The organism is Qipengyuania sp. (assembly GCF_043423005.1).
Classification (GTDB): domain Bacteria; phylum Pseudomonadota; class Alphaproteobacteria; order Sphingomonadales; family Sphingomonadaceae; genus Qipengyuania.
Window position 1 is genome coordinate 61,658 of the sequence record NZ_JBHWMI010000029.1, and the last position, 23,610, is coordinate 85,267.

24 protein-coding genes are annotated in these 23,610 nt (G+C 66.9%); 9 read left to right on the plus strand and 15 right to left on the minus strand.

Annotation, left to right across the window (positions count from 1 at the left end; all coding sequences use genetic code 11):
• Nucleotides 1–7 precede the first annotated feature (7 nt).
• Genes ACHFFA_RS05040 through ACHFFA_RS05050 form a run of 3 tightly spaced genes read right to left on the minus strand, consistent with a single transcriptional unit; the run spans nucleotide 8 to nucleotide 800 of the window.
• Nucleotides 8–199 (minus strand): helix-turn-helix transcriptional regulator, encoded by a 192-nt coding sequence (locus ACHFFA_RS05040; RefSeq protein WP_394269747.1) that lies wholly within the window; start codon nucleotides 197–199, stop codon nucleotides 8–10.
• Entirely contained in the window at nucleotides 196–618 is a 423-nt protein-coding gene (locus ACHFFA_RS05045; RefSeq protein ID WP_394269748.1) for a hypothetical protein, read from the minus strand. Before ACHFFA_RS05045 ends, ACHFFA_RS05040 begins: the two co-directional genes overlap by 4 nt.
• 2 nt (nucleotides 619–620) lie before the next feature.
• A complete protein-coding gene (locus ACHFFA_RS05050; protein ID WP_394269749.1) occupies nucleotides 621–800 on the minus strand; it encodes a hypothetical protein in 180 nt (59 codons plus the stop codon).
• Between the two features lie 150 nt (nucleotides 801–950).
• On the opposite strand from ACHFFA_RS05050, the gene thrS reads away from it, so the two are divergent.
• The gene (thrS, locus tag ACHFFA_RS05055; RefSeq protein ID WP_394269750.1) at nucleotides 951–2,963 is read left to right on the plus strand and encodes a threonine--tRNA ligase; all 2,013 of its coding nucleotides are present in this window, start codon (nucleotides 951–953) and stop codon (nucleotides 2,961–2,963) included.
• Between the two features lie 11 nt (nucleotides 2,964–2,974).
• On the plus strand, nucleotides 2,975–3,721 hold the full coding sequence (locus tag ACHFFA_RS05060) for a TSUP family transporter (protein ID WP_394269751.1): 747 nt from the start codon (nucleotides 2,975–2,977) through the stop codon (nucleotides 3,719–3,721).
• Here the strand turns inward: ACHFFA_RS05060 and ACHFFA_RS05065 are convergent.
• The 9 genes from ACHFFA_RS05065 to galU all read right to left on the minus strand — a co-directional run bounded on the left by ACHFFA_RS05065 (nucleotide 3,718) and on the right by galU (nucleotide 14,327).
• A complete protein-coding gene (locus ACHFFA_RS05065) occupies nucleotides 3,718–3,846 on the minus strand; it encodes a hypothetical protein (RefSeq protein WP_394269752.1) in 129 nt (42 codons plus the stop codon). The two genes, ACHFFA_RS05060 and ACHFFA_RS05065, sit on opposite strands and share 4 nt — an antisense overlap.
• Before the next feature lie 35 nt (nucleotides 3,847–3,881).
• Nucleotides 3,882–4,895 carry an agmatine deiminase family protein gene (locus ACHFFA_RS05070; protein ID WP_394269753.1) on the minus strand — a complete coding sequence of 338 codons (1,014 nt, stop codon included), beginning with the start codon at nucleotides 4,893–4,895 and terminating at the stop codon, nucleotides 3,882–3,884.
• 55 nt (nucleotides 4,896–4,950) lie between these two features.
• Nucleotides 4,951–6,648: a flotillin family protein gene (locus ACHFFA_RS05075; RefSeq protein WP_394269772.1), complete on the minus strand. Its 1,698-nt coding sequence runs from the start codon at nucleotides 6,646–6,648 to the stop codon at nucleotides 4,951–4,953.
• A gap of 84 nt (nucleotides 6,649–6,732) precedes the next feature.
• The gene (locus ACHFFA_RS05080; protein WP_394269754.1) at nucleotides 6,733–7,353 is read right to left on the minus strand and encodes a YqiJ family protein; all 621 of its coding nucleotides are present in this window, start codon (nucleotides 7,351–7,353) and stop codon (nucleotides 6,733–6,735) included.
• Nucleotides 7,354–7,516: 163 nt separating this feature from the next.
• Nucleotides 7,517–9,067, minus strand: a complete 1,551-nt coding sequence (locus ACHFFA_RS05085; RefSeq protein WP_394269755.1) for an acyl-CoA synthetase — start codon at nucleotides 9,065–9,067, stop codon at nucleotides 7,517–7,519.
• Nucleotides 9,068–9,228: 161 nt separating this feature from the next.
• Nucleotides 9,229–9,882, minus strand: a complete 654-nt coding sequence (locus tag ACHFFA_RS05090; protein WP_394269756.1) for a M23 family metallopeptidase — start codon at nucleotides 9,880–9,882, stop codon at nucleotides 9,229–9,231.
• 347 nt (nucleotides 9,883–10,229) lie between these two features.
• On the minus strand, nucleotides 10,230–10,712 hold the full coding sequence (locus ACHFFA_RS05095) for a peroxiredoxin (protein ID WP_394269757.1): 483 nt from the start codon (nucleotides 10,710–10,712) through the stop codon (nucleotides 10,230–10,232).
• The gene (gene glnE, locus ACHFFA_RS05100) at nucleotides 10,709–13,396 is read right to left on the minus strand and encodes a bifunctional [glutamate--ammonia ligase]-adenylyl-L-tyrosine phosphorylase/[glutamate--ammonia-ligase] adenylyltransferase (protein ID WP_394269758.1); all 2,688 of its coding nucleotides are present in this window, start codon (nucleotides 13,394–13,396) and stop codon (nucleotides 10,709–10,711) included. Before glnE ends, ACHFFA_RS05095 begins: the two co-directional genes overlap by 4 nt.
• Before the next feature lie 55 nt (nucleotides 13,397–13,451).
• Entirely contained in the window at nucleotides 13,452–14,327 is an 876-nt protein-coding gene (gene galU / locus ACHFFA_RS05105; protein ID WP_394269759.1) for a UTP--glucose-1-phosphate uridylyltransferase GalU, read from the minus strand.
• Between the two features lie 97 nt (nucleotides 14,328–14,424).
• On the opposite strand from galU, the gene murA reads away from it, so the two are divergent.
• Complete coding sequence (gene murA / locus ACHFFA_RS05110; RefSeq protein ID WP_394269760.1) at nucleotides 14,425–15,708, plus strand: UDP-N-acetylglucosamine 1-carboxyvinyltransferase; 1,284 nt, start codon at nucleotides 14,425–14,427, stop codon at nucleotides 15,706–15,708.
• A gap of 74 nt (nucleotides 15,709–15,782) precedes the next feature.
• Nucleotides 15,783–16,004: a hypothetical protein gene (locus ACHFFA_RS05115; RefSeq protein ID WP_394269761.1), complete on the plus strand. Its 222-nt coding sequence runs from the start codon at nucleotides 15,783–15,785 to the stop codon at nucleotides 16,002–16,004.
• Nucleotides 16,005–16,090: 86 nt separating this feature from the next.
• Here ACHFFA_RS05115 and ACHFFA_RS05120 read toward each other — a convergent pair whose 3' ends face one another.
• The gene (locus ACHFFA_RS05120; RefSeq protein ID WP_394269762.1) at nucleotides 16,091–16,354 is read right to left on the minus strand and encodes a ribbon-helix-helix domain-containing protein; all 264 of its coding nucleotides are present in this window, start codon (nucleotides 16,352–16,354) and stop codon (nucleotides 16,091–16,093) included.
• A gap of 84 nt (nucleotides 16,355–16,438) precedes the next feature.
• On the opposite strand from ACHFFA_RS05120, the gene ACHFFA_RS05125 reads away from it, so the two are divergent.
• Nucleotides 16,439–17,212 carry a DUF4019 domain-containing protein gene (locus tag ACHFFA_RS05125; protein WP_394269763.1) on the plus strand — a complete coding sequence of 258 codons (774 nt, stop codon included), beginning with the start codon at nucleotides 16,439–16,441 and terminating at the stop codon, nucleotides 17,210–17,212.
• Between the two features lie 27 nt (nucleotides 17,213–17,239).
• On the opposite strand, the gene phbB is transcribed toward ACHFFA_RS05125, so the two are convergent.
• A complete protein-coding gene (gene phbB, locus ACHFFA_RS05130; protein WP_394269764.1) occupies nucleotides 17,240–17,965 on the minus strand; it encodes an acetoacetyl-CoA reductase in 726 nt (241 codons plus the stop codon).
• 124 nt (nucleotides 17,966–18,089) lie between these two features.
• Entirely contained in the window at nucleotides 18,090–18,875 is a 786-nt protein-coding gene (locus ACHFFA_RS05135; protein WP_394269765.1) for a hypothetical protein, read from the minus strand.
• A gap of 274 nt (nucleotides 18,876–19,149) precedes the next feature.
• Between ACHFFA_RS05135 and ACHFFA_RS05140 the strand changes: the two genes are divergently transcribed.
• From ACHFFA_RS05140 to ACHFFA_RS05155, 4 genes are all read left to right on the plus strand, one after another.
• Entirely contained in the window at nucleotides 19,150–19,599 is a 450-nt protein-coding gene (locus tag ACHFFA_RS05140; RefSeq protein WP_394269766.1) for a DUF3576 domain-containing protein, read from the plus strand.
• Between the two features lie 48 nt (nucleotides 19,600–19,647).
• Entirely contained in the window at nucleotides 19,648–22,152 is a 2,505-nt protein-coding gene (gene leuS / locus ACHFFA_RS05145) for a leucine--tRNA ligase (RefSeq protein ID WP_394269767.1), read from the plus strand.
• The gene (gene lptE, locus ACHFFA_RS05150; RefSeq protein WP_394269768.1) at nucleotides 22,152–22,640 is read left to right on the plus strand and encodes an LPS assembly lipoprotein LptE; all 489 of its coding nucleotides are present in this window, start codon (nucleotides 22,152–22,154) and stop codon (nucleotides 22,638–22,640) included. Before leuS ends, lptE begins: the two co-directional genes overlap by 1 nt.
• A partial coding sequence (locus ACHFFA_RS05155) for a DNA polymerase III subunit delta (protein WP_394269769.1) occupies nucleotides 22,637–23,610 on the plus strand: 974 nt, incomplete at its 3' end. The genes lptE and ACHFFA_RS05155, both read left to right, overlap by 4 nt.

The following is a 23,610-nucleotide window of genomic DNA, read 5'->3' on the forward strand; positions in this document are numbered from 1 at the left end:
CAGCAGGTCAATCGCGCAGGAAAATGCCTTCGATCGGCTGGCCGAAGACATCGGCAATGCGAAAGGCAAGCGGCAGCGAGGGATCGTAGCGGCCGGTCTCGATCGCGTTGACCGACTGGCGGCTGACCTCCAGCCGGTCGGCAAGGTCCTGCTGGCTCCAGTCGCGCTCGGCCCGCAGGACCTTGAGCCGGTTCCTCACGAACAGCTTCCCGCCGTGCCCATGGTAAGCTTGTTGTAAAGCGCGCCTACGCCAAGGCCGACGAACCAGAAGAAGGCCGCGCCGAAGCCGCCATTGCCCTGCGGAACCAGTTCGAAGTTCTGCAGGAACTCCCACACGGTCATGACGGTGAGGCAGAAGCCCGTCGCCACCAGGCACTGGCGCACGATCAGCATGCGGATGAATTCGTCCCGCTCCTCGACGATAAAGCGCATCACTGCCCAGAACACGCCGATGATCGGCAGCGCCGGCGCGATGGCCAGCGGCCAGGCGAGCGCGCCTTCGATCCGGCCCTGCCGGAACAGCGTGACCGCGGCGAAGAGGGTGACGAGATAGATGGCCATCAGCACGGCGAGCCGCCAGGTGTAGCGCCGCGCTGCGGGACTGAGAGCGCGCGCCATACTCAGCGCTCCCCCGCCGGTCGGCACCCGCGCCCACCGCCGAGCCACATGCCCGGGAAAATGGCGAGAAGCGCCAGCGGCGCGAACTGCGCCACCTTTTCGGGAATGATGCCGAAGATCGCCATCAGCGCAATCGCAATCAGGAGAGCGCCGAGTAGCAGCGGCCGGGGCAAGCTGGGCATGACAAAGTTCCTTCCCATTGAGTAAAGGAAGCTTGTCAGGACCCCCTCGCGTTGTCAACCACCCTTTCCAACCTGGCAATTTTTGGCACTGGCCGCTTTAGCCGCTCGCTTCCATGTGTCATGGCGCGCGCGACAATGGATACGAGTGACATGACCGAGCTTCTCAAGATCAGCCTGCCCGACGGATCGGTGCGCGAAATGGCCCCGGGATCGACTCCGGCGGACATCGCGGCGGCCATCGGGCCGGGGCTGGCCAAGGCCGCGATTGCGGCGCGCGTCGATGGCGAGCTGCGCGATCTCAACCGCCCGCTGGAAGGCGATGCCGCCGTTGCCCTCGTTACGATGCGCGACGAGGCGGATGCGCTCGAACTGGTGCGGCACGATTACGCTCACGTTCTCGCCGAGGCGGTGCAGAACCTCTATCCCGGCACGCAGATCACCTTCGGTCCGGCGACGGACGACGGCTTTTATTACGACTTCGCCCCCGATCCCGCGCGCGGCCCCTTCACCGAGGACGATCTGCCCGCCATCGAGGAAGAGATGCGCCGCATCATCGCCCGCAACGAGCCGCTGGTGCGCGAGGTGTGGGAGCGCGAGGCGCTGCGCGATCTCTGGCTGACCCAGGGCGAAACCTTCAAGGCCGAATGGCTGATGGAACTGCCCGCCGATGCCGAGATCACCATCTACCGCTCGGGCCAGTGGATGGACCTGTGCCGCGGGCCGCACCTCGCCTCGACCGGCAAGCTCGATCCGCAGGCCTTCAAGCTGACCCGCGTGTCAGGCGCGTACTGGCGCGGGGACCAGAACAACGCCATGCTGAGCCGTATCTACGGCACCGGCTGGCTCAACAAGAAGCAGCTTGCCGAACATCTTACCCGGCTGGAGGAAGCAGCCAAGCGCGATCACCGCAAGCTCGGGCGCGACATGGACCTGTTCCACCTGCAGGAAGAGGCGCATGGCAGCGTCTTCTGGCACCCCAAGGGCTATCGCATCTGGCGCGAGCTCGAAGCCTATATGCGCCGCCGGATGGACGCCGCCGGCTACCGCGAGATCAAGACGCCGCAGCTGATGGACGTGCGCCAGTGGGAGCAGTCCGGCCACTGGGGCAAATATGCCGAGAACATGTTTGCCGTCCCCGACATCACGCCCGATGTTGCAGAGGACAGCGGAGCAGCCGCCCCCAAGGTCGCCCCGGATGCCGAATGGATGGCGATCAAGCCAATGAACTGTCCGGCCCACGTGCTGGTCTTCAAACAGGGCATCACCAGCTATCGCGATCTGCCGATCCGGCTGGGCGAGATGGGCTGCTGCCATCGCAACGAACCGCATGGCGCGCTCCACGGGCTGATGCGGGTGCGCCAGTTCACGCAGGACGACGCGCATATCTTCTGCACCGAGGCGCAGGTAGTCGAAGAGGTGCGGGCGTTCTGCGCGCTGGCCGATGCGGTCTATCGCGATTTCGGCTTCAGCTATCACGTCAAGCTCGCGCTGCGGCCCGAAAAACGCTTCGGCAGCGAAGCGGACTGGGACAAGGCCGAGCAGGAACTGCGCGATGCGGTGGCCGAAGCCGGCATGGCCAATGCCGATTTCGGCTGGGAAGAACTGCCCGGAGAAGGTGCCTTCTACGCACCCAAGCTCGAATGGCACCTCACCGATGCGATCGGGCGGACCTGGCAGGTCGGCACGATCCAGGGAGACCGCGTGCTGCCCGAACGGCTCGATGCAAGCTATGTCGGCGAGGATGGCGAGCGGCACCGCCCGGTCATGCTACACCGCGCGATCTTCGGCAGCTATGAACGCTTCATCGGCATCTTGATCGAGCATTTCGCCGGTCGCCTGCCGACTTGGCTCGCCCCGGTGCAGGCGGTCGTCGCCACCATCGTTTCCGATGCCGATGGCTACGCCGCCGACGTGTCGGCGAAGCTCGCCGCCGCCGGTATCCGGGTCGAAACCGATACGCGCAACGAGAAGATCAACTACAAGGTGCGCGAACATTCGCTGCAAAAGGTTCCGCACCTGCTGGTGATCGGCAAGCGCGAGGCCGAGGAAGGCACGGTGGCCCTGCGTACTCTCGGGGCCGAACATCAGAAGGTCATGTCGCTCGACGAGGCGCTGGCGCTGCTGGTGGCCGAGGCAACGCCTCCGGATCTGCGCCCCGCCTGACCGCCGCCGCAATGGCCGACTTCGCGATCGCCGGTTTCGCCCTGTGGCAGGTGGGCATTGCACTTGCCGCGACCCTCGCCTCGGCCTTCGTACGCGGGCTGGCTGGGTTCGGCATGGCGATCCTGCTGGTCCCGGTGATCGCCCTTGCTCTCGACCCGGTGCAGGCGGTGATGACCGCCAATCTGCTCGGCCTGCTGGTCGGACTGACCGAATGGCGCTGGATCATGGGCTATGCCGAACGATCGGCGCGCACCATTTCGGCAATGGTCGCCTTGACGACGCTCCCCGGCCTCGTCGTCCTTGCGCTGACCCCGGCGCCGCTCGCCCGGCTGCTGATCGCGATTGTCGCCCTGTCGGCATTCGCCGCGATGCTGATGCCACCGCGCAAAGCCGCGGTCCACGGACGGCCTGCGACACTGGCGGTAGGGGCGGCGAGCGGGCTGCTGACCGGTTTTGCCGGGATGCCCGGACCGCCGGTGGTGCCCTATTACGTCGGACGCCCGATCCCGCGCGAGGTCGCCAAGGCCTCGATGATCCTGATTTTCACGGTCGCGGGCGGCATCGGGCTGATGTCCGGCGCGGTTCTGGGCGAGCTTGACCTGCGGCTTCTTGCGCTGGCGCTGTCCCTGTTTCCGGTGGTGGTGATCGGCAACTGGCTGGGGCGCAAGGCGTCAGGCCATGTCGGCGACAAGGCCTGGCGCATCTTTGCCGCGGCGGTCCTCGGGGCGGCGGCCCTTGCCGCCATCCTCAAGCTTTAAAAGGGTAGCGCCGGCCCGGCGAAGATCAGCGACATCGCGCTGCCGATCACCAGCAGCGTGCGCAGGGCCTCCGCGCCATCGACTGCGGGAAGCATGATTCGCGTCAGGGTGATAGCCTTGGCCATGTCCGCGATTGTGCGGCGCAAATGCTAACGAAACGTTAATTCCTTGCCTTCGGAACCCAGCCCGCGGCAGGCATCTGCTGGCTGGCACAATGAAAGCCGCCGCCGCCGGCCAGGACCGCATCGCCTGGCAGGCCGATGGTCGCCCGGTCGGGAAACAGCTCGGCAACCGCGGCCACACCGTCCTCGTCGAACGAGCTGCCGAAGGTCGGCACGACGACAAGATGGCTGGTGATGGCGAAATTGGCGTAGCTCGCCGGCTCGACGATATCGCCGGTGGTCATCCGTCCGGGCGAGGGGATTTCGCGCACGATCACCCCCGCCGCCTCGGCCCGCGCCCTGGCGTCGGCATAGACCGCCGCATTGGGGTCGTCGCTCCCGGTCGCGCGGGGGAGGGCGAGGGTGTTCGGTGCCACGAACCGGGCGAGGTTATCGACATGGCCGTCGGTGTGATCGTTGCACAGGCCGTCTCCCAGCCACAGCACGCGGGTGAAGCCGAGGTCGCGCGCCAGCCGCGCCTCGATTTGCGCGCGTGACAATTGCGGATTGCGGTTCGGGTTGAGGAGGCATTGTTCGGTGGTCGCCACCAGCCCGGTTCCGTCCCCGTCGATCGCGCCGCCTTCCAGGATCCAGTCGGCAGTCTGCAACGGCAGGCCGGCATCGCGCGCCAGGTCCTCACCGATGGTCTCGTCGCCCGCCATCAGGAACTTGCCGCCCCAGCCGTTGAAGCCGAAGCGCCGCGCGTTGCGGGTACCATCGGGTTCGGCCAGCACCAGCGGCCCGGTATCGCGCAGCCAGACATCGCCATAGACCCGCCGTTCGAGAGTGACGGCGCCGCTGACAAGGCTGCGCGCCCGCGCCTCGTTGGCCCCGTCGCGGACCAGCAGGCGCACCTCCTGCCCGCTTTCGGCCACCGCATTGGCGAAGGCGGCGATCTGCTCCTGCGCACGGGGGAGGATCTCGGGCCATTCCCCGGCATCGTGGGGGAAGCCGATCCAGAGCCAGTCCTGAGGAGCCCATTCGGGCGGCATGAGCGAGGCGGCAGAGGTCATCGCCGGTGCCGCTACTCCCCGGCCCCGCCGCCACGCAAACGAAAAGCGCTCCCGCTCAATACTCGCTCGGACCTCGATCCTCGGCGTCCGCGGGCTGGGGCTTTTTCGGCTTCGATGCGGCAGGACGTTCGTCGTTCGTCCGGCTGTTCTGGCCCAGTTGCCTGGGCGCGGCATCCTGCGGGCGGGGCTCTGCGCCATCCTGTGCCGAGCCCTTGACGAGATTGTCGAGCGACGACCCGTCGAAACCCAGCTCCTTCATCAGCCCGTCGAGCAGCGGGGCCTGTGCGCGATAGGCAAGGGCGGCGCTGACCGCATCGGTGGCCAGATTGCCGCTGCCCATTGCACCGGCGGGCGAGGCCGCGGAGCCTCCGCCACCGGTGAGGCCGTCGACCTGGACGATCCGGATCGAATCGATTGCTTCGAGGGGCTTGGCACTCTCGCGGATCACCTCCGGCAGCACCTTCAAGAGGGCGAGCTTGGTCTGAAGGCTGATCTGTTCGGAGGTGAGGATGTTCGCCGCTTCGTTGATCGCACGCTGGCCCGATGCCTCGACCTCGAACCGCAACCGGGCCGCCTCGACGCGCAATTTTTCGGCCTCCGCCTCGCCCTGGGCGTCGAGCCGGGCGGCTTCGGCGCGGTTGGCGGCGGCGTCGCGTTCCGCTTCGGCATCGACGCGGATCTTGATCGCATCGCGCTCGGCCTGCTTGGCGGCCTCGATCAGTTCGATCCGCTTGCTGCGTTCGGCGATCTCGGTTTCGCGGCTGGTGCCGACCTGCTCTTCTGCGGCGACGGCCTTGGCCCGGGCCGCATCGGCTTCGGCACGGGCCTGGCTTTCCTCCCGGCTCTTGTTCTGGACCGCGATCTGCTGTTCCTGCCGGGCGATCTCCAGCGCGCGCTTCTGGTCGATGCGTGCTTCCTCGACCAGCCGGTCGGCCTCGATCTGCTGGGCGTCGACCTGCTTCTTCGCCTCGATCCGGGCGGCATCGGCCTCGCGATTGCGCTCGGCCTGTTCGCGGGCGATCTCGGCCGCCTGGGCGGCGCGGCGCACCTCGACCTCGCGCTCCTGTTCGAGCCGGGCGTATTCCTGATCGCGGCTGATCTCGAAGCTGCGCTTGTCGGCCTCGAGATTCTTCGATTCCATCTGGACGCGGGTGTCCTGCTCGATGTCGTTCCTGAGCTTCTTGCGCGCCTCGATCTGCTCGGTCAGCTTGGTCAGACCCTCGGCATCGAAGGCGTTGTTGGCATTGAAATGCTCGATGCTGGTCTGGTCGAGACCGGTGAGCGAAACCGATTCGAGCTCAAGCCCGTTCATCGCCAGATCGTTGGACGAGGCCTGCTGCACCTTCTGCACGAAGTCCGAGCGCTGCTCGTGCAGCTCGTTCATCGTCATCCCCGCCGCGACCGAGCGCAGCGCGTCGACGAACTTGCCTTCGACCAGATCCTTCAGCGCCTCGGGCTGCATGGTCCGCTGGCCGAGCGTCTGTGCCGCCATGGCGATCGATCCGGCATCGGGCCGCACGCGGACGTAGAACTCTGCCTTGACGTCGATCCGCAGCCGGTCGAGCGTGATCAGCGCCTCGTTGTCGCGTCGCACCACGCTCAGGACCAGGGTATTCATGTTGACCGGCATGGTCTCGTGGAACACCGGCAGCACCAGTGCGCCGCCGTTCATGACCACCTTTTCGCCGCCGACGCCGGTGCGCACGAAGGCGATTTCCTTCGATGCGCGGCGATAGAGCTTGGCCAGAAACATGCCGATCACCAGCACTGCAACCACCAGCCCGACGATCACTGCCAAGCCGCTCGAAAGAATATCCATGTCCGCTCCCCTGATTTCCTAGCTGCCGATCGGCGACAGGCGGCGCTCTGCCATGCCAGTCGCAAAGAATGTGTTGTCCTCGCGCCGGACGAGAAGGATTTCGTCGCCGGCATAGAACTGCGAGCCGGCCTCGTGCGGTTCCACCATCACGTGGTGCGGGTGTCCGTGCCGGTCGGTGACCCGGGCGCGGGCCGGCGAGCCGCTGCGGGCCACGCCATCGGTGATGACCGCCCGCCGGCCGACCAGCGTATCGGTGCTGACCGCCGTGGTCTCGTCCTGTGGGATGATCTTGCCGACGGGGCGGGCGAGAGCGGCGGTCACGGGAAGGGTGCCGCCGCCTGCCAGCAGGGCGGCGAGCCACACATCGAGCGGACCACCGGTCAACTCGTGAGCGAGGGCCTGAATGCCGAGCCCGGCGGAGCCGAAGACCAGCAGAAACAGCACCAGCCACACGGTGAGCGGGATCCGGCCGAGGCCGAGAAGGGTCAACAGGCCGTCCACCGGGCCCGCGCCGATCCCCCCGTCCGCATCGGAATCGATATCGAGATCGAAATCGAGAAATCCGAGCATCTGGATGACGAGCATCGCCAGCATCAGCGCGAACGCGATGGCAAAGGGCAGATTATACGGCTCCAGCAAGGCCAAGCGATCCTCCCCCCCGAAGGCGCGAAATGCGTAAGCGCGCACGTTGCGCCATGACAGTTGCCCAAGCCTAGCAGAGCAGGCGCCTTACCGGGAGACAAATCGGCCGCCCCAGCGCATCCTTGCCGCCCGCCCGTCGATACCGGCTATGAGCAGCGGCTCACGATGTGGAGATCACCTCGCAGGCGGCGGCACGGGCGTATTCGTCGCGCAGTTCGCGCTTGTAGAGCTTGCCATTGGCCTCGCGCGGGAGCGTGGGGCGAAAATCAAACAGGCGCGGCAGCTTGATCCGGGCCAGCTGGGGGGCAAGGTAGGCGCGCAGCTCCTCTTCCAGGTCGGGGCCGGCCTGCGCCATGTCGAGCGGCTGGACCACCGCGACGACCTTCTCGCCGAAATCGGGACAGGGGGCGCCGATCACCGCGGCGTCCATCACCTTGTCATGCGCCACCAGTAGGTTCTCGATCTCCTGCGGGTAGATATTGACCCCCCCGCTGATGATCATGTGACTTTTGCGATCGGTCAGATAGAGATAGCCCTCCTCATCGACATGGCCGATGTCGCCCAGGGTCATCCAGCCGCGCGGGTGCAGCGCATCGGCGGTCTTCTCGGGATCGTTGTGATAGCTGGGGATGCGCTCGTTCTCGAAATAGATGAGGCCGTCCTCGCCCGCCGCGCACTCCTCGCCGTCGGGGCCGCAGATGTGCAGGACCCCGTGGATCGCCCGCCCCACGCTGCCCGGATGGGCAAGCCAGTCCTCGCTGTTGATCAGGGTCATGCCGATGCCTTCGGAACCGGCATAATATTCCACGATGATCGGCCCCCACCATTCGATCATCGCCTGCTTGACCGGCACCGGGCACGGCGCCGCGGCATGGATCGCGCGGAGGTGACTTGACAGGTCGTAGCGGGTGCGGATCGCAGGATCGAGCTGGAGCATGCGGACGAAATGGGTCGGCACCCACTGGCTGTCGGTCACGCGGTAGCGGTCGATCGCGGCAAGCGCGGCTTCGGCTTCGAAATGCTCCATTACGATGACGGTGCCTCCCAGCCGGTGCGCCGTCGTGCACCAGCCCAGCGGGGCGGCGTGATAAAGCGGCGCGGGCGAGAGATAGACGATCGAGCCGTCGGTCGGCCAGCCGGCGCCCATCACCGCAAGCCCGACCAGAGGGTTGGCGGCGAAGATATCGTCATCCTCGGGCGGGGCCGGGCGCACGCCCTTGGGCCGCCCGGTCGTCCCGCTGGAATAGACCATGTATTGGCCCGGTGCCTGGTCGGGGATGGGATCGGCACTTTGCCCGGCCAGTGCAGCGGCAAGATCCTCCTCGCCGCTTCCGCCGATCACCAAGACCGGCATGTCCGGACAATCCTGCCGGATCGCCGCCACGACCTCGTCGAACGCGCGGCTGGTGATCAGCAGGTCGGCCCCGGCGTCCTTGAGGATATAGCAGATTTCCGGCCCCGTCAGACGGGTGGAGACGGGCACCACCATCGTGCCCGCCCGCTGCGATCCCCAGACGATCTGGAGATAATCGGGACCGTTCTCGAGCAGCAGGGCGATATGCCCGTCCTTGCCGATTCCGCGCGCGCGCAGGAGCTGGGCGAAGCGGTTGGCATAGGCATCCATCTCGCCATAGGTGGTGGTCGCGCCGCTCTCGGCCATGATGATGGCAGGATGATCGGGACGCGCGCGGGCATGCGTGATCGGGTGCATCGGTAACCTCTCCCCCGGGCCGGCATCCTGACGGCGCCAGTCTCCTTGTTTTCGCGTTGCGAAAGACTACCGACCCTGCCCCGGCAGGCAAGAAAAAAGGCGCCGCGGTTTCCCGGGGCGCCTGCTTTCCGTTGCTGGCCGCCAGACGGCGGCGCGAGGCATTACTGGGCGGTGTCGAGCAGGGCGAAGGCCTGCTGAGCCTGCGATTCGATCATGTAGGGAACCGGGTTCACCGACTGCCCGTCGATCCGGACTTCGTAGTGGAGGTGAGGCCCGGTCGACCGGCCGGTCGACCCGACGTAACCGATGATGTCGCCCTTCTTGACCGCAGTTCCGGCAGTCACCGCGATACGCGACATATGGGCGTACCGGGTCTGGATCTTGCCGCCATGCTCGATGGAGACGAAATTGCCATAGGTGGAGAAGGGGCCGGCGCGGCTGACCGTGCCGTCCGCAGTGGCGTAGATCGGCGTTCCGGTCGGCGCGGCAAGGTCGATGCCCTTGTGGCCCATGCGCTGGCCAAGAACCGGATGGACGCGGGTGCCGTAACCACTGCTGAGACGGGCATGCTCGACCGGCATCCGCGACGGTACGGTAACGACCGGCTTGAGCGCACCCTTGGGCTGCGAGGGATTTTCCCACCGGGCGAACAATTCGCGGAACTGGGCGTCATCGCCCCCGCTCTGGCCGCCGGCAACCCGCGACAGGTCGATCGTTCCGGCGGCGGCCGTCGTGGCGGCGCTGCCTGCGGCGGCTTCCTCGGCATGGGCCGGCGCGGCGCCAAGGCCAAGGCTCGAAGCGGCAAATAGCGCCATTGCGATGCGTGTCGAAATCATAAGTATCCCGTCCAACCGCACGGTTTTCCGCGCTTTTCTGGTCCTGTCCGGTACGTCCCGATACCTGACTGGACTTTTTTCAGACCCACCGGAACCCCCCGGCAACTCGTAGGTTTGGAGGTAACGGGCTAAAAGTTAATCAAGCAAGCGCCGACTGCTCGTCGCGCGACCAACCGTCTGCCGAACGCGGTGAGTTGTTCATTTGATGCTGCCCAAGGCACAAAAAGTAAGATTTCGGAAAGATTTGAAACGCGGGGCGAAAGCGTTTCATCGTCCCGCAGAACCATGCTGCCGATGAGACATGGAATCGATCGTTGGCGCGATACTCACGCAGCACTTGCCGCGGTCAGCACCTCAACAACGTGACCCTTCACCCGGACTTTGGGCCACACGCGCAAGATGATGCCCCCCTCGTCCAGAAGGTAGGTCGTGCGGACCATCCCCATATAGGTGCGACCGTAATTGCGCTTCTCCGTCCAGATGCCGAGCGTGTCCGACACGCCATCATCGACATCGCTGGCCAGATCGACCGTAAGGCCGTGCTTGGCGATGAAGCGGCGATGTTTGGCGGGCGGATCCTTGCTGATCCCAAGGACCGCAATCCCCGCATCGGCAAACCGGGGCAGGGCGGCCGAGAATTCCAGCGCTTCGGTGGTGCAGCCCGGCGTATCGTCCTTGGGATAGAAAAACAGCACCGCCTTGCGACCGGCAAGATCGGCCTTGCTCACAAAACCCCCCTCAGGCCGTTCGAGCGAAAATTCGGGGAAGGCATCGCCAATCCCCAATGCGGGCCCCGCCTCCGTCATCATTCCGTCTCCAGTCTTTCGCCAAAAACCTGTTCCCATGCCGCCGCCACCTGCGCGCGGGTGCCGGCAAGTGTGGGCAGCAGATCGCCCGCCGTGTCTATTCCGCAGATCCGCGCCAGCAGATCGGTGCTGTATGCCCCGGGCACGATCGTTTCGGGCGCCAGCAGCCGGGTGCTGATCAGCAACCGGGTCATCAGATCATGCACCCCGGCAAGTTCCGCCGGCAATTTGCCCGCCTCGATCAGCAAGCCGAGCGCCCCGCCCAGATCCGGCACCAGGCCGATCCCGCCCTGCAATTGCAGCGCGTGGACAAGGAATTCGAGGTCGACCAGCCCACCGCGCAGCAACTTCACGTCGAGCGGACCGCGCGCAGGCTTGTGCGCCGCCATCCGCGCCCGCATCTCGAGAATCTCCTGCCGCAGCGGGTCCTCTTCCCGCCCGCGCGCGAGAATGCGGCGGATGGCTCGCTCGATCGCCTCGCGCCGGTCGGGGCTGCCGGTGATCGTCCGTGCACGGGTCAGGGCCATGTGCTCCCAGGTCCAGGCATCCTCGCGCTGATAACGCTCGAAAGCCGCCAGGCTGACGGCCAGCGGTCCCTGTGCGCCCTGGGGCCGGAGCCGCGTATCGACATCGTAGAGCGCGCCCTCTGCCGTGGGGACCGACAACGCCGCACTGATCCGCTGGGCCAGACGATTGTAGTACATCGTCGCACCGAGCGCGCGCTCGCCATCGGATTCGCTCTCCGGCGCGCCGGTGAAGAGATAGATGAGGTCGAGATCCGACGCATGGGTGAGCATTCCGCCGCCCAGCCGTCCCAGCCCGAGGACTATTAGCTCGCCCCCCGCGATCGCCCCGTGGCGCAGGCTGAACTCGTGCTGCGCCGCGTGCTGGGCCGCGGCGATGGCGGCTTCGGCAAGACGCGAGAGCCCTCGCCCGATAGCCAGCGGATCGTGCGCCCCGTCGATCAGCTGCACGCCGAGCGCGAAGCGCGCTTCGCCGGTAAGGATGCGAATCCGGTCCAGCCGATGTTCGTAGGTATCCCCGCGCTCGCCCTGCTGCATCTGCGCCACGATATCCTCGACCTCGGGCGGCAGATCGCGCGCGCCGCGATCGATCAGGGTATCGAGCAGCTTGGGCCGGCGGGCCAGTTCATCGGCGAGCGGGGCCGACAGGGTCAGGATATCAACCAGCAGCTGGAACAGCCCCGGACGCGCCTCGAGCAGGCGGAACAGGTTGATCGCCGAGGACATGCGCGACAGCAGCGATTCCCAGCGGGTCACCGCGCGCGCCGGATCGGGCGACCGGGCGAGCGCTTCTTCCAGATCCTCCCGCACGCTTTCGAACGCCGCGATGGCGGCACTGCTGCGCAGCGGCTGATAGCGGCCATCGGTCCAGCGCTCGATCCGCTGCGCCAAGTCGGGTGCGAGCGGCGGCGCTTGCCGTGCCGGCGCGGGCCTGAGATGGGGGGCGGAACGGGCGACCGAAATGCGGTCCTGGTCGAGCAGCGCATCGTAGCTGTCGGCGACCGGCGCCACCAGCCGCCGCACTTCGGCGAGCAGTCCTTCCCCATCGGCAAGACCGTGCAGCCGCGCCACATTGTCGAGCGCCGTGCCCGCCGGCAATACGTGGGTCTGCCGGTCGTCGACCATCTGCAGGCGGTGCTCGATCGTCCGTAACCCGGCATAGCTGGCCGCCAGCACCTGCGCCGTCGCCGGCTCGATCCGCCCCGTATCGGCGAGGGCGGCAAGGGCCCTTCGAGTGCGGCGTGAACGCAGGCGCCGATCCCGCCCGCCGTGGATCAGCTGGTGGGTCTGGGCGAAAAACTCGATTTCGCGGATGCCGCCGCGTCCCAGTTTCAGGTCGTAACCGGCCTCCGGCTCATCCGGTCCGGCGTCCTTCTGGCGGATGCGGTGGGTCAGCCTGCGCACGTCGTCGATCGCGCCGAAATCGAGGCTGCGGCGCCAGACGAAGGGGCGGATGTGGTCGAGAAACGCTTCGCCCGCGGCGATGTCGCCCGCAGCCGAGCGCGCGCGGATGAAGGCGGCGCGTTCCCATGCCAGGGCCGAGCTTTCGTAGTGCGAGATGGCGCCGCCGATCGGCAGGGCCAGCGGGCTGACCTCGCTTGCCGGGCGAAGGCGCAGGTCGACGCGAAAGACATAGCCGTCCTGCGTGACCTCGGACAACAGCCGGACGATCTCGCGGGCATAGCGCTGGGCAGCCTCGCCCGGCTCGTCGCGTTCGCGCCGGGGAAGGCGATCGGGATCGTAAAGGAGGATCGGATCGATGTCGGAGCTGTAGTTGAGCTCGCCTGCACCATGCTTGCCCAGCGCGAGCGCGACGAAACCCTGCGTCGGCGCCCCCGGCACGCGGCGCTGAATCGCGCTTTCGATCGCGCGGTGAAGCGCCCGGTCGGCAAAGGTCGACAGTTCGCGCATGACCTTGTCGAGGCCGAAGGCACCGGCGAGGTCGCCGATCGCCAGCACCAGGGCGAGCGCGTTCTTCTCCAGCCGCAAGGCCCGGTCAGGTGCCGGCGCCGCCTGCCCGGCCTGCTTGGCCGCCAGCAGCGCCTGTTCGCCATCGCCCCGCGCCAGCAGTTCGGCAAGGTCGGGAAACCGGTCGAGCCCGCGCGCGAGGAAAGGCGCATGGGCCCTGGCGCGGGCGATCGCTTCGGTCCAGTCCGGTGCCATGTCCGACCCCCTGCCTGTCGCCAGCGGGCGGTGCAAGCGCGAGCGGGTCTGCCGGTCAGCCGGCCAGCAGCCGCTCCGCGATCGCGCGGACCTCGGTGCCCATATCCTCGCGCTCCAGCGCCAGCGCCAGGGTGGCCTCGACAAAGCCGGTCTTGCTGCCGCAATCATAGCGCTGGCCCTGGAACGTGACGGCGTGGAACGACTGGTCGCCGATCATCTGCGCCATCGCATCGGTCAGCTGGATCTCCCCGCCCGCACCGCGGCCCTGATGCTCGAGCACGCGCATCACCTCGGGCTGAAGGATGTAGCGCCCCGAGATGATCTTGTTCGAGGGCGCCTCTGCCACCGGCGGCTTTTCGACCAGGCCGGTCACCTCGGTCAGGCGGTCGCTCACCTGCGCGCCGGGGGCGATGACGCCGTAGCTCGACACCTCGTCATGCGGAACTTCGAGCACCGAGATGAGATTGCCGCCGACCTCATTGTAGGCCTCGACCATCTGGGCGATGCAGCCGGGCTTGCCCACCATCAGCTCGTCGGGCAGCAGGATCGCAAAGGGATCGTCGCCGACGATGGCGCGCGCGCACCAGATCGCGTGGCCGAGGCCCAGCGGCACCTGCTGGCGCACGGTGATGATGTCACCGGGAGTGGCCCTCGTCGCATCGAGGATGGAGAGATCCTTGCCTCTCTCGGTCATCGTCGCCTCAAGCTCGAAAGCGATGTCGAAATGTTCGACGATGGCGGTCTTGCCGCGTCCGGTGACGAAGATGATCTGCTCGATCCCGGCTTCGCGCGCCTCGTCCACCGCGTACTGGATCAGCGGACGATCGACGATCGGCAGCAATTCCTTGGGGATCGCCTTGGTTGCCGGCAGGAACCGGGTGCCGAGCCCGGCGACCGGAAAAACGGCCTTGCGTATGGGTTTATGCGTCATCGCCCCATCGCGTAGGTTCGCCGCCGGCACCGGTCAATCGTCAAAGCGGGGGGCCGAGCCTTGCCAGCGCCGCGCGTGCGATTATGAGACGGCGCCCATGGACAAGCTGATCATCAGGGGCGGCAACCGCCTGTCGGGGACCATTCCGATCTCGGGCGCGAAGAACGCCGCGCTCACGCTTATCCCGTGCGCGCTGCTGACCGAAGAGGCGGTGACGCTGCGCAACCTTCCCCGGCTGGCCGATATCGACGGGTTCCAGCACCTGATGACGCAGTTCGGGGTCAGCCACACGATACCCGGCACAAGGCCGGAAGACTACGGCCGCAACGTCACGCTCGAAGCGACGCGGATCACCAGTTCGGTCGCGCCTTACGATCTGGTGCGCAAGATGCGCGCCTCGATCCTGGTGCTTGGCCCCTTGCTGGCGCGGACCGGCGAGGCGACCGTCTCGCTGCCGGGCGGCTGTGCCATCGGCAACCGTCCGATCGACCTGCATCTGAAGGCGCTGGAGGCGTTCGGCGCACATATCGAGCTCGCTCAGGGCTATGTCAAAGCGGTGGCGCCCGATGGCGGGCTGCCGGGGGGCGAGTTCGACTTTCCCGTGGTCTCGGTGGGCGCGACGGAAAACGCGCTGATGGCGGCGGTGCTGGCCAACGGCACAAGCCGCCTTGTCAACGCCGCGCGCGAGCCCGAAATCGTCGACCTGTGCCGCCTCCTGGTGGCGATGGGGGCAGAGATCGAGGGCATCGGCAGTTCCGAGCTGACGATCCACGGGGTGCGCCGCCTGCATGGCGCCACCTACCGCGTCATGCCCGACCGGATCGAGGCCGGCTCCTATGCCTGCGCGGCGGCCATCACCGGCGGCGAAGTGCGGCTTGAAGGGGCCGATGCCGATGACATGGCGTCGACCCTGCATGCCCTGCGTCATATCGGGATCGAGGTCGAAAGCGATCGCAAGGGCGTGAGCATCGCCGCCAACGGCAGGCTCAAGGCCTACAATCTCACCACCGCGCCGTTCCCGGGCCTTGCCACGGATATGCAGGCGCAATTGATGAGTCTCCTGACCATGGCCGAGGGGACGAGCGTGCTGGTGGAAACGATCTTCGAGAACCGCTTCATGCATGTACCGGAATTGCTGCGCATGGGGGCGGACATCGAAACCTCCGGCCGTACCGCGATCGTGCGCGGGGTAACCGAATTGACGGGCGCCGAAGTGATGGCCACCGATCTGCGCGCATCCATGAGTCTCGTGATCGCCGCGCTGGCGGCGAAGGGCGAGACGACGGTCCGCCGGCTCTACCATCTCGACCGCGGATACGAGCGGCTGGAGGAGAAGCTGCAACTGGTCGGCGCGGATATAGAGCGGGTGGGCGACGAATAGCACGGCCGGCGGAGCTTATGCGCGTCTGGTTCGTTGGAGGTGGGCAAAACCCCTTTTAGGCAAAGGACCGCACCATGCTTCTCAAACTCGCAACGCTCGGCGCTCTCGGGTATGCCGGATACAAGTATTACGAAAACCAGCAGAAGCCGCGCAGCGGCGTGGCCTATGCAAAGGGCCAGACGGGTACCGTTCGCGACGCGGGCGCCGCGGCCACCCGCTCGCAGGATTCGATGAGCCGGACCGACGAGGCGCTGGACGAGACCTATCCGGCCAGCGACGCGACCGCAAAGTACTGATCGTCCGGCCACGGACTGACAGAGAAGGGCGGCAGGGCAATCCTGCCGCCCTTTGTGTGTTTGAGCGTTCGAGTGGCGTTTTCGGGTTATGAACGATCGTCGGTCAGGCTTGGCGGCGCGGCAGAACGGCTGACCAGCCATACCCTGATCGCGCTGGCGAGACCCGGCGGGTTGGTGGCGGCGATACGTTCGCGATCGATGCGGGAAACCAGCGAGCTCAGCGCCACCCCCTCGAGCCGCGATGCCTCGACCAGCATGTCCCAGAAAACCGGTTCGAGACTGATCGAGGTCCGGTGGCCGTCGATCCGGACCGAGTATTTGCGGGGCGGGTGATAGGGCGGCGGCGGCATTGTCGTGCCCTACAGGCGTCACAGGGATCGTGACACGAATTTTTTGGGATGGCCGCCTGTCACGAGCGGTCCTAATCCGGGGGGATGAGCGGAGCGGTTGCCGATCTCAGCGAGAAGGAAGTGGCGGTCCTGCGGCTGATACTCGAAGGTCACGACGCCAAATCCTCTGCCCGTGCCCTCGATCTTTCGGTCCATACCGTCAACGACCGGCTGCGAGCCGCCCGCCGCAAGCTTGGCGTCACCAGCAGCCGCGAGGCGGCGCGGCTGTGGCGCGAGGCCCAGTCCGCCTCCCCCCAAAAACCTGTGCACACGGGTTTGGGGGATGCCTTTGCTGCCGCCGATGCCGCACACCCTGCGATGCCCCCGCACCGTGATGGAGCGCGGGGAGTGCGGCGTATCGCCGCTCTGGCAGGAGTAGTGCTGATGCTTACGATGATCCTTGCCGCCGCCTTGGCGAGCGGTGCCTTGCAAACCGATCCCGGCTCGGTTCCCAGCGCCGACAGCGCGCCGTCCCCGGCCGCCAGCGCCGAACACGCTGCCGCCGTCGCAGCCGCGCAGGCCTTTCTGCGACAGATCGACCAAGCCGACTGGGCCGGCAGCTTTGCGGCGACGGGACGTGCGTTTCGCGAACAGAACACGCTGGAGGGCTGGACCGAAGCCTCGAAGCAGGTTCGCGGTCCGCTGGGGGCCGTGCTGCGCCGCGACGCCAATGGCGCGCGTTACCTCAACGCCCCGCCCAACGGCTATCTCGAGGTGACCTTCACCGCCGATTATGCCGGGAAAAAGGCCGTGCGCGAGATCGTCACGCTCGAGAATGAGGACGGCGCATGGCGGGTAGTCGGCATCATGGTGGACTAGGCCGCCAATCCGCATCCCATCCCCGTCCTAGTACATGTGCTGGCCGCCGTTGATGCTCATGGTCGAGCCGGTGACGAAGCCTGCATCCTCGCTGCACAGGAAGGCGACGCCGCGGGCGATTTCCTCGGCCTTGCCCAGCCGGCCAACGGGGATGCGGGCGACGATCTTCTCCAGCACCGGCTCGGGCACTGCCGCGACCATGTCGGTGTCGATGTATCCCGGCGCGATCGCGTTGACCGTGATGCCGAACCGCGCGCCTTCCTGAGCGAGGGCCTTGGTGAAGCCGTGAATGCCGCTCTTGGCCGCGGCATAGTTGACCTGGCCGTATTGCCCCGCCTGGCCGTTGATCGACCCGATATTGACGATCCGTCCCCAACCGCGATCCTTCATTCCGGGGAACAGCGCCTTCGCCATGTTGAAGCAGCCGCCCAAGTTGATCCGCATGACCTCGTTCCAGTCGTCGTAATCCATCTTCAGCAAGGTGCCGTCGCGGGTGATGCCGGCATTGTTGACGAGGATGTCAATCGGCCCATGTTCGGCCTCGACCTTGCGGCAACCGTCCTGCGCGGCGGCATGATCGCCGACGTCGAACTTTACCGTGGCGATGCCGGTTTCCTGCGAGAAAGCCCGGGCCGCATCGTCGTTGCCGGCGTAATTCGCGACCACGGTCGCCCCGTGTTCGTCGCGCAGCTTTTCGCAAATGGCCCGGCCGATGCCGCGCGTGCCGCCGGTGACGATGGCTACTCTGCCCATGATCCTTCTCCGCGTTATGACTTATGGTTTTGCCATATGTCTACGCGATGCCGAACGGGGGCGACAAGCCGTTTCCAGCGCGGCGGGATCTGGCGGAATTAAGCGCTACGCGCAGGCGCGGACGTCAGAACTTCAGCTGGGTTCCGACGTAGACCGCCTGGTCATCCTCGACCCCGCTGGTCAGCGGATCGAGGCGATCGCGTTCCTGCGACAGGCGGACCCCGGCGGTGACATCGAGATTGCGCAGCACACGGTAGCTGCCGCTGACATCGAGACGCTGTTCGCCCGCCCCTTCGAGCGTGCGCGGGGCACGGCCGGTGCGGTCTTCCTGTTCCAGCGCGACGCGCGACTGGAAGCGGCTCGGCCGGTTGTTCTCTTCCGCCTTGAACTGCCGCAGATCGGGCATGGCGAAATCGCGCAGCGCGATGGTGGGCGCCGCCTTGGCTGGCCCGGCCACGGGCGCAGCCGCCGCCTTGGCAAAGCCCTGATATCCGCGCGCAATACCCAGATTATAGCGGGTCGAGGCGAGCAGTGGCACCGCATCACCCTTGGTGGCGGCAACCAGCGGTTTCAAAGCCGTACGCCCGCCGATGGCGCGTGCGGTCTTCTCGTCGACCCGGACGGCGAACGTTACCGTGCGGTCGCGCATCGGATTGGGGTTGCTGGCCGGAGTGAAGCGAAGCGCCTCGGTTCCGACAAGCTTGGCGACCTTCTGTGCCAGTTCGGGATCGGCCCCTGCAGGAGTGAACGGCAGAAAACCGACCGAAGCCGCCGCGGCCGTTTCCTCACCGCCGCCGCCGCCGGCCGCGACCGCCAGCCCGGCCCCGGGAATCGACAGGCCCAGCACGGCCACAGCGAGCACGAGCGGCGAAAGCCCCCCGGTGCGCTTGCTGTTGCGTTGCCTGACCATCCTTGCCGCGACCCTGTCTTGCCACCTGCCTGCAAATGCCGGCGAGTCTCTGTGTTGTGGCCAACGTAATGCACCGGCAACGGTTTCGCCACCCGGGCAATACGGTTTTGCCGCGAGGCGGGCAAACTGTGGCTCTCCTTCCACACCTCGCCTTGCGGACCGATGAATTCAGCACAAGTTCACCGCGCCGGGCACTTGATCGCGTTCCCTTGCTCCTGCCTGCGCAGGCAGTATAGAGCGCAACCGCAATTCACGATCCGCCGAAGGACCGACCATGAACTTTTCGAGACTTCCTCGCCGTTCCGCTGCCGTCACGGCGCTTGTCGCTGGCACGGCGAGCCTTGCAGCCTGCGGCGGGACCGAGCGGCCGCAGGCCGATCTCGCGGCGGCGCAGGTCTCGACCATCGGGGTGAATGCCTACCTCTGGCGCGCGGCGCTGGAGACGGTCGGCTTTGCGCAGCTGCTGCAGGCCGACAGCGCCGGCGGCGTGATCGTGACCGACTGGTATTCGCGGCCGGAGAACCCCGGCGAGCGGGTGAAGATGACCATCACGATTCTGGACACCGATCTGCGTGCCGACGCGCTGCGGGTGGCGGCCAGCCGTCAGGTGAACCAGGGCGGCACCTGGATCGAGGCGCCGGTGCAGGCGGCAACCGTGCAAAAGCTGGAAGACATCATCCTCACCAAGGCACGCGAACTGCGCCGGCAGGCCATCGCCAGCTAGGCGACAAGCGGCTTTTCTTTCATCGCATAACGCTTAAGGCGCTGGGCGATGGACATCATCCGTTTCAATCCTGCCGAGGCCGATGCCCGCTGGCAGGCCGCGTGGGACGCGGCTGCGACTTTTCGCGCCGACAGTGCGTCGCCCAAGCGCAAGAGCTATATCCTCGAGATGTTCCCCTATCCTTCGGGGCGCATCCATATCGGCCATGTGCGCAACTACACCATGGGCGACGTGCTGGCGCGCTACAAGAAGGCGACCGGGCACGAGGTGCTTCACCCGATGGGGTGGGACGCCTTCGGGATGCCGGCGGAAAACGCGGCGATGGAGAAGGGCGTCCATCCCGGGCAGTGGACTCGCGCCAATATCGAGCACATGAAGGCGCAGTTGAAGCGCCTCGGTTTCGCGATCGACTGGAGCCGCGAGCTCGCCACCTGCGAGCCGGAATACTACGGCCACGAACAGGCGCTGTTCCTGGCGCTGTACGACGCGGGCCTCGTCTATCGCCGGGAAGCCCAGGTCAACTGGGACCCGGTTGACATGACCGTGCTGGCCAACGAACAGGTCATCGACGGCAAGGGCTGGCGCTCGGGCGCGCCGGTCGAGAAGCGGCAGCTGAGCCAGTGGTTCCTGAAGATCACCGACTTTGCCGACGAGCTGCTCGAGGGGCTGGGCAGCCTAGAGAACTGGCCCGACAAGGTGCGGCTGATGCAGGAGAACTGGATCGGCAAGTCGCAGGGGCTCGAATTTCGGTTCGACCTGTCCGATGGTGAAAGCCTCGCGGTCTATACCACTCGGCCGGATACGATCTTCGGCGCGAGCTTCGTCGCGGTCGCGCCCGACCATCCGGTCGCACAGGCGGTCGACAGCGATGCCGCCCGTGATTTCATCGCCCAATGCAAGCGGGGCGGCACCACGGCGGCCGAGCTGGAGACCGCGGAGAAGCTCGGCTTCGATACCGGCATCACTGCGCGCCATCCGTTCACCGGGGCGGCCCTGCCGGTCTACATCGCCAATTTCGTGCTGATGGACTATGGCACCGGCGCCATCATGGCGGTGCCGGGTCATGACCAGCGCGACTTCGAGTTCGCGACCAAATACGGCCTCCCGATCCCCCGGGTCGTAGCCGCCACCGTTGCCGAGGCGGACAGGCCGTTCGCGGGCGAAGCCGAAAACGGCGACGGAATGCTGGTAAACTCGGATTTCCTCGACGGGATGAGCGTGGACGACGCCAAGCGCGAGGTCATCCGCCGGCTCGAGGCCGAAGGCAGGGGCGAGGGCAAGACAGTCTGGCGGCTGCGCGACTGGGGCGTCAGCCGGCAACGCTATTGGGGGACGCCAATCCCCTTCATCCATTGCGATGCCTGCGGCGTGGTCGCCGTGCCGCGCGACCAATTGCCCGTCGCGCTGCCGGAGGATGTCGATTTCGCCACCCCCGGCAACCCGCTCGAACGGCATCCGACGTGGAAGCACACCCGGTGCCCCGGGTGCGGCCAGGAGGCGCTGCGCGAGACCGACACGCTCGACACCTTCGTCGACAGCTCGTGGTATTTCCTGCGCTTCGCCAGCCAGCCTGCGGACAAGCCGTTCGATCGCGAGGAGATCGCCGCATGGCTGCCGGTCGAGCAGTATATCGGCGGGATCGAGCATGCGATCCTGCACCTTCTCTACGCCCGTTTCTGGACCCGCGCGCTGAACCGCATCGGCCTTGTCGACATGACGGAGCCCTTTGCCTCGCTGTTTACGCAAGGCATGGTGACGCACGAGACCTATCAGCTGGGTGACGGCAGCTACCTGTCGCCCGACGAGGTCCGCCGCGACGGGGCCGACTGGTCGCGGATCGCCGATGGTGCGCCGGTAACCGCCGGCCGCGTCATCAAGATGTCGAAGTCGAAGAGGAACGTCGTCGACCCCGACACGATCATCGATACCTATGGCGCGGATGCGGTGCGCTGGTTCATGCTGTCCGACAGCCCGCCGGAGCGCGACCTGCCATGGTCGGAGGCCGGCATCGAGGGGTGTTCGCGCTTCGTTCAGCGGGTTTGGCGCCTGGTCGGCTCCGGGAATGCGGAGGCGGCGGGCGAGGACATCGCGCTTAGGCGCAAGGTCCACCAGACCATCGCCGCGGTTGCGCAAGACATCGAGGCATTGGGCTTCAACAAGGCGGTCGCGCGGATTTACGAACTGACCGCCGCGATCGAGAAGGCTGCCCCAGGCCCGACGCGGACTGAGGCAATCCACTCGCTGGTCCAGCTCGTCGCCCCGATGATGCCGCATCTGGCCGAGGAAGCCTGGCAGGCGCTGGGCGGCGCAGGGCTGGTCGCCGACGCCCCGTGGCCTTCGGTCGACCCCGCCCTGTTGGTCGATGACGAGGTTACCATCGCGCTCCAGCACAAGGGCAAGCTGCGCGACACGCTGACCGCGCCGAAGGGAGCCTCGAAGGAGACGCTGGAGCAACTGGCGCTGGCGAACGACAAGCTTCAGCGCAGTCTCGATGGCGCGGCGATCCGCAAGATCGTTGTCGTGCCCGACAGATTGGTGAATATCGTCACGTGATGCGTGCCCTCCTCGCCCTGTTCGCCCTGCTTGCCCTGGCCGGCTGCGGCCTGTCGCCGATGTATGCCGGCGGCGGCAGCGGCGCGGTGGCGCAAAGCCTCGCCGGGATCGAGGTCGCCCCGATCGAGGGACGCGCGGGCTGGCTGATGCGCAACGCGCTGGCCGACCGGCTGGGCGCGGCAGGCGCGGCAAGCCCGCGCTACCGCCTCGACGTGCGGCTCGACGACGAGCTCGAGGCGCTCGGCATCCTTGCCGACGATACCGTGAGCCGCGAACGGCGGACCCTGCGCGCGCGCTATCAGCTGGTCGACCTCGCCAGCGGCGAGATCGTCCTCGACGCGACCGACGGAAGCGATGCCGGGATCGACGTCGTGTCGAGCGAATATGCCACCATCGCGGCCGAACAGACGGCGCTCGAAAACCTGTCGCACGTGGTGGCCGAACGGATGATCACCCGCATCGCGCTTGCGCTTCGCAACCGCCAATGAAGCTGACCAACCGCGATTTCGCGGGCCGGATGCGCGAGGCAGCGGCAAGTTGCCGGATCTTCTTCTTCTGCGGCCAGGACGAGGCGGGGGCGAGTGCCGCCGCCGCCGCCCTCGTCGCCGCCTTGCCGGCGGCAGGCGAGCGGGTGGAACTTTCCGCCGCGGACGTGCGCGGCGATCCCGCACTATTGGGCGACGAGGCGCGCTCGACCTCGCTGTTCGGCGGCGAGCGGCATATCTTCCTCCGTGTCACGGGCGACGAGGCCCATGATGCGATCGCCACGCTGATCCAGACCGCCGAGGCGGGCGCGGGCCAGGCTTGTCCGGTGATCGTGATAGCCGGTTCCGCAACCGACAAGTCGCGCACGGCCAAGCTGCTGGAGAAACGCAAGGATGCGCTGGTCGCGCTGTTTTACCCCCCTGACTTGCGGTCGGTGACACAGGCCGTGCGCGCGATGGGCGATGCGGCGGGCGTGCGGCTGGATACCGCCTGCGCCGAGCGGATCGCGCGTTCGGCCAACCTCGACGTGCGGCTGGCGCAGAGCGAGGTCACCAAGCTTTCGATCTACCTCGATGCCTCGCCCCAGGCACCGCGCAGCGCCGGGCCGGACGATATCGACGCGATCGGCGCGGTGAGCGAGGACGACGGGTTCATGCCGCTGGTCAATGCGGTACTGGCCGGGCGGGGCGAGGCGGTCGGCATGGAGATCGCGCGGATGCGACAGCTGGGAATGAACCCCATCGGCACCCTTCTGGCGGTGGAGCGGCGGGCGGCCCAGCTGGCCCGCATCGGCGCCATGCTGGGCAATCGCAGCTATGCCGATCTCGACAAGGGCGAGAAGGCGCGGCTCGGCATCTTCTGGAAGGAAGAGCGCGATATCGGCGATCAGGTCCAGCGTTGGCGGGGCGACCGGCTCGACCGGCTGACATTGGGTCTCACGCGTCTGCATCGCGAGATGATGACCCACAGCCG

Bases quoted from the DNA above. Each gene is read 5' to 3' on its own strand.
- ACHFFA_RS05120 (WP_394269762.1), bottom strand. From the start codon at position 16,354: ATGCCGCCGCCGCCCTATCACCCGCCCCGCAAATACTCGGTCCGGATC.
- ACHFFA_RS05065 (WP_394269752.1), bottom strand. From the start codon at position 3,846: ATGGCCAAGGCTATCACCCTGACGCGAATCATGCTTCCCGCAGTCGAT.
- ACHFFA_RS05115 (WP_394269761.1), top strand. From the start codon at position 15,783: ATGCTTCTCAAACTCGCAACGCTCGGCGCTCTCGGGTATGCCGGATAC.
- phbB (WP_394269764.1), bottom strand. From the start codon at position 17,965: ATGGGCAGAGTAGCCATCGTCACCGGCGGCACGCGCGGCATCGGCCGG.
- ACHFFA_RS05085 (WP_394269755.1), bottom strand. From the start codon at position 9,067: ATGCACCCGATCACGCATGCCCGCGCGCGTCCCGATCATCCTGCCATC.
- murA (WP_394269760.1), top strand. From the start codon at position 14,425: ATGGACAAGCTGATCATCAGGGGCGGCAACCGCCTGTCGGGGACCATT.
- ACHFFA_RS05045 (WP_394269748.1), bottom strand. From the start codon at position 618: ATGGCGCGCGCTCTCAGTCCCGCAGCGCGGCGCTACACCTGGCGGCTC.
- lptE (WP_394269768.1), top strand. From the start codon at position 22,152: ATGCGTGCCCTCCTCGCCCTGTTCGCCCTGCTTGCCCTGGCCGGCTGC.
- ACHFFA_RS05090 (WP_394269756.1), bottom strand. From the start codon at position 9,882: ATGGCGCTATTTGCCGCTTCGAGCCTTGGCCTTGGCGCCGCGCCGGCC.
- ACHFFA_RS05135 (WP_394269765.1), bottom strand. From the start codon at position 18,875: ATGGTCAGGCAACGCAACAGCAAGCGCACCGGGGGGCTTTCGCCGCTC.
- ACHFFA_RS05050 (WP_394269749.1), bottom strand. From the start codon at position 800: ATGCCCAGCTTGCCCCGGCCGCTGCTACTCGGCGCTCTCCTGATTGCG.
- leuS (WP_394269767.1), top strand. From the start codon at position 19,648: ATGGACATCATCCGTTTCAATCCTGCCGAGGCCGATGCCCGCTGGCAG.
- ACHFFA_RS05095 (WP_394269757.1), bottom strand. From the start codon at position 10,712: ATGATGACGGAGGCGGGGCCCGCATTGGGGATTGGCGATGCCTTCCCC.
- glnE (WP_394269758.1), bottom strand. From the start codon at position 13,396: ATGGCACCGGACTGGACCGAAGCGATCGCCCGCGCCAGGGCCCATGCG.
- ACHFFA_RS05075 (WP_394269772.1), bottom strand. From the start codon at position 6,648: ATGTTTCTGGCCAAGCTCTATCGCCGCGCATCGAAGGAAATCGCCTTC.
- ACHFFA_RS05060 (WP_394269751.1), top strand. From the start codon at position 2,975: ATGGCCGACTTCGCGATCGCCGGTTTCGCCCTGTGGCAGGTGGGCATT.
- ACHFFA_RS05070 (WP_394269753.1), bottom strand. From the start codon at position 4,895: ATGACCTCTGCCGCCTCGCTCATGCCGCCCGAATGGGCTCCTCAGGAC.
- ACHFFA_RS05140 (WP_394269766.1), top strand. From the start codon at position 19,150: ATGAACTTTTCGAGACTTCCTCGCCGTTCCGCTGCCGTCACGGCGCTT.
- thrS (WP_394269750.1), top strand. From the start codon at position 951: ATGACCGAGCTTCTCAAGATCAGCCTGCCCGACGGATCGGTGCGCGAA.
- galU (WP_394269759.1), bottom strand. From the start codon at position 14,327: ATGACGCATAAACCCATACGCAAGGCCGTTTTTCCGGTCGCCGGGCTC.
- ACHFFA_RS05125 (WP_394269763.1), top strand. From the start codon at position 16,439: ATGAGCGGAGCGGTTGCCGATCTCAGCGAGAAGGAAGTGGCGGTCCTG.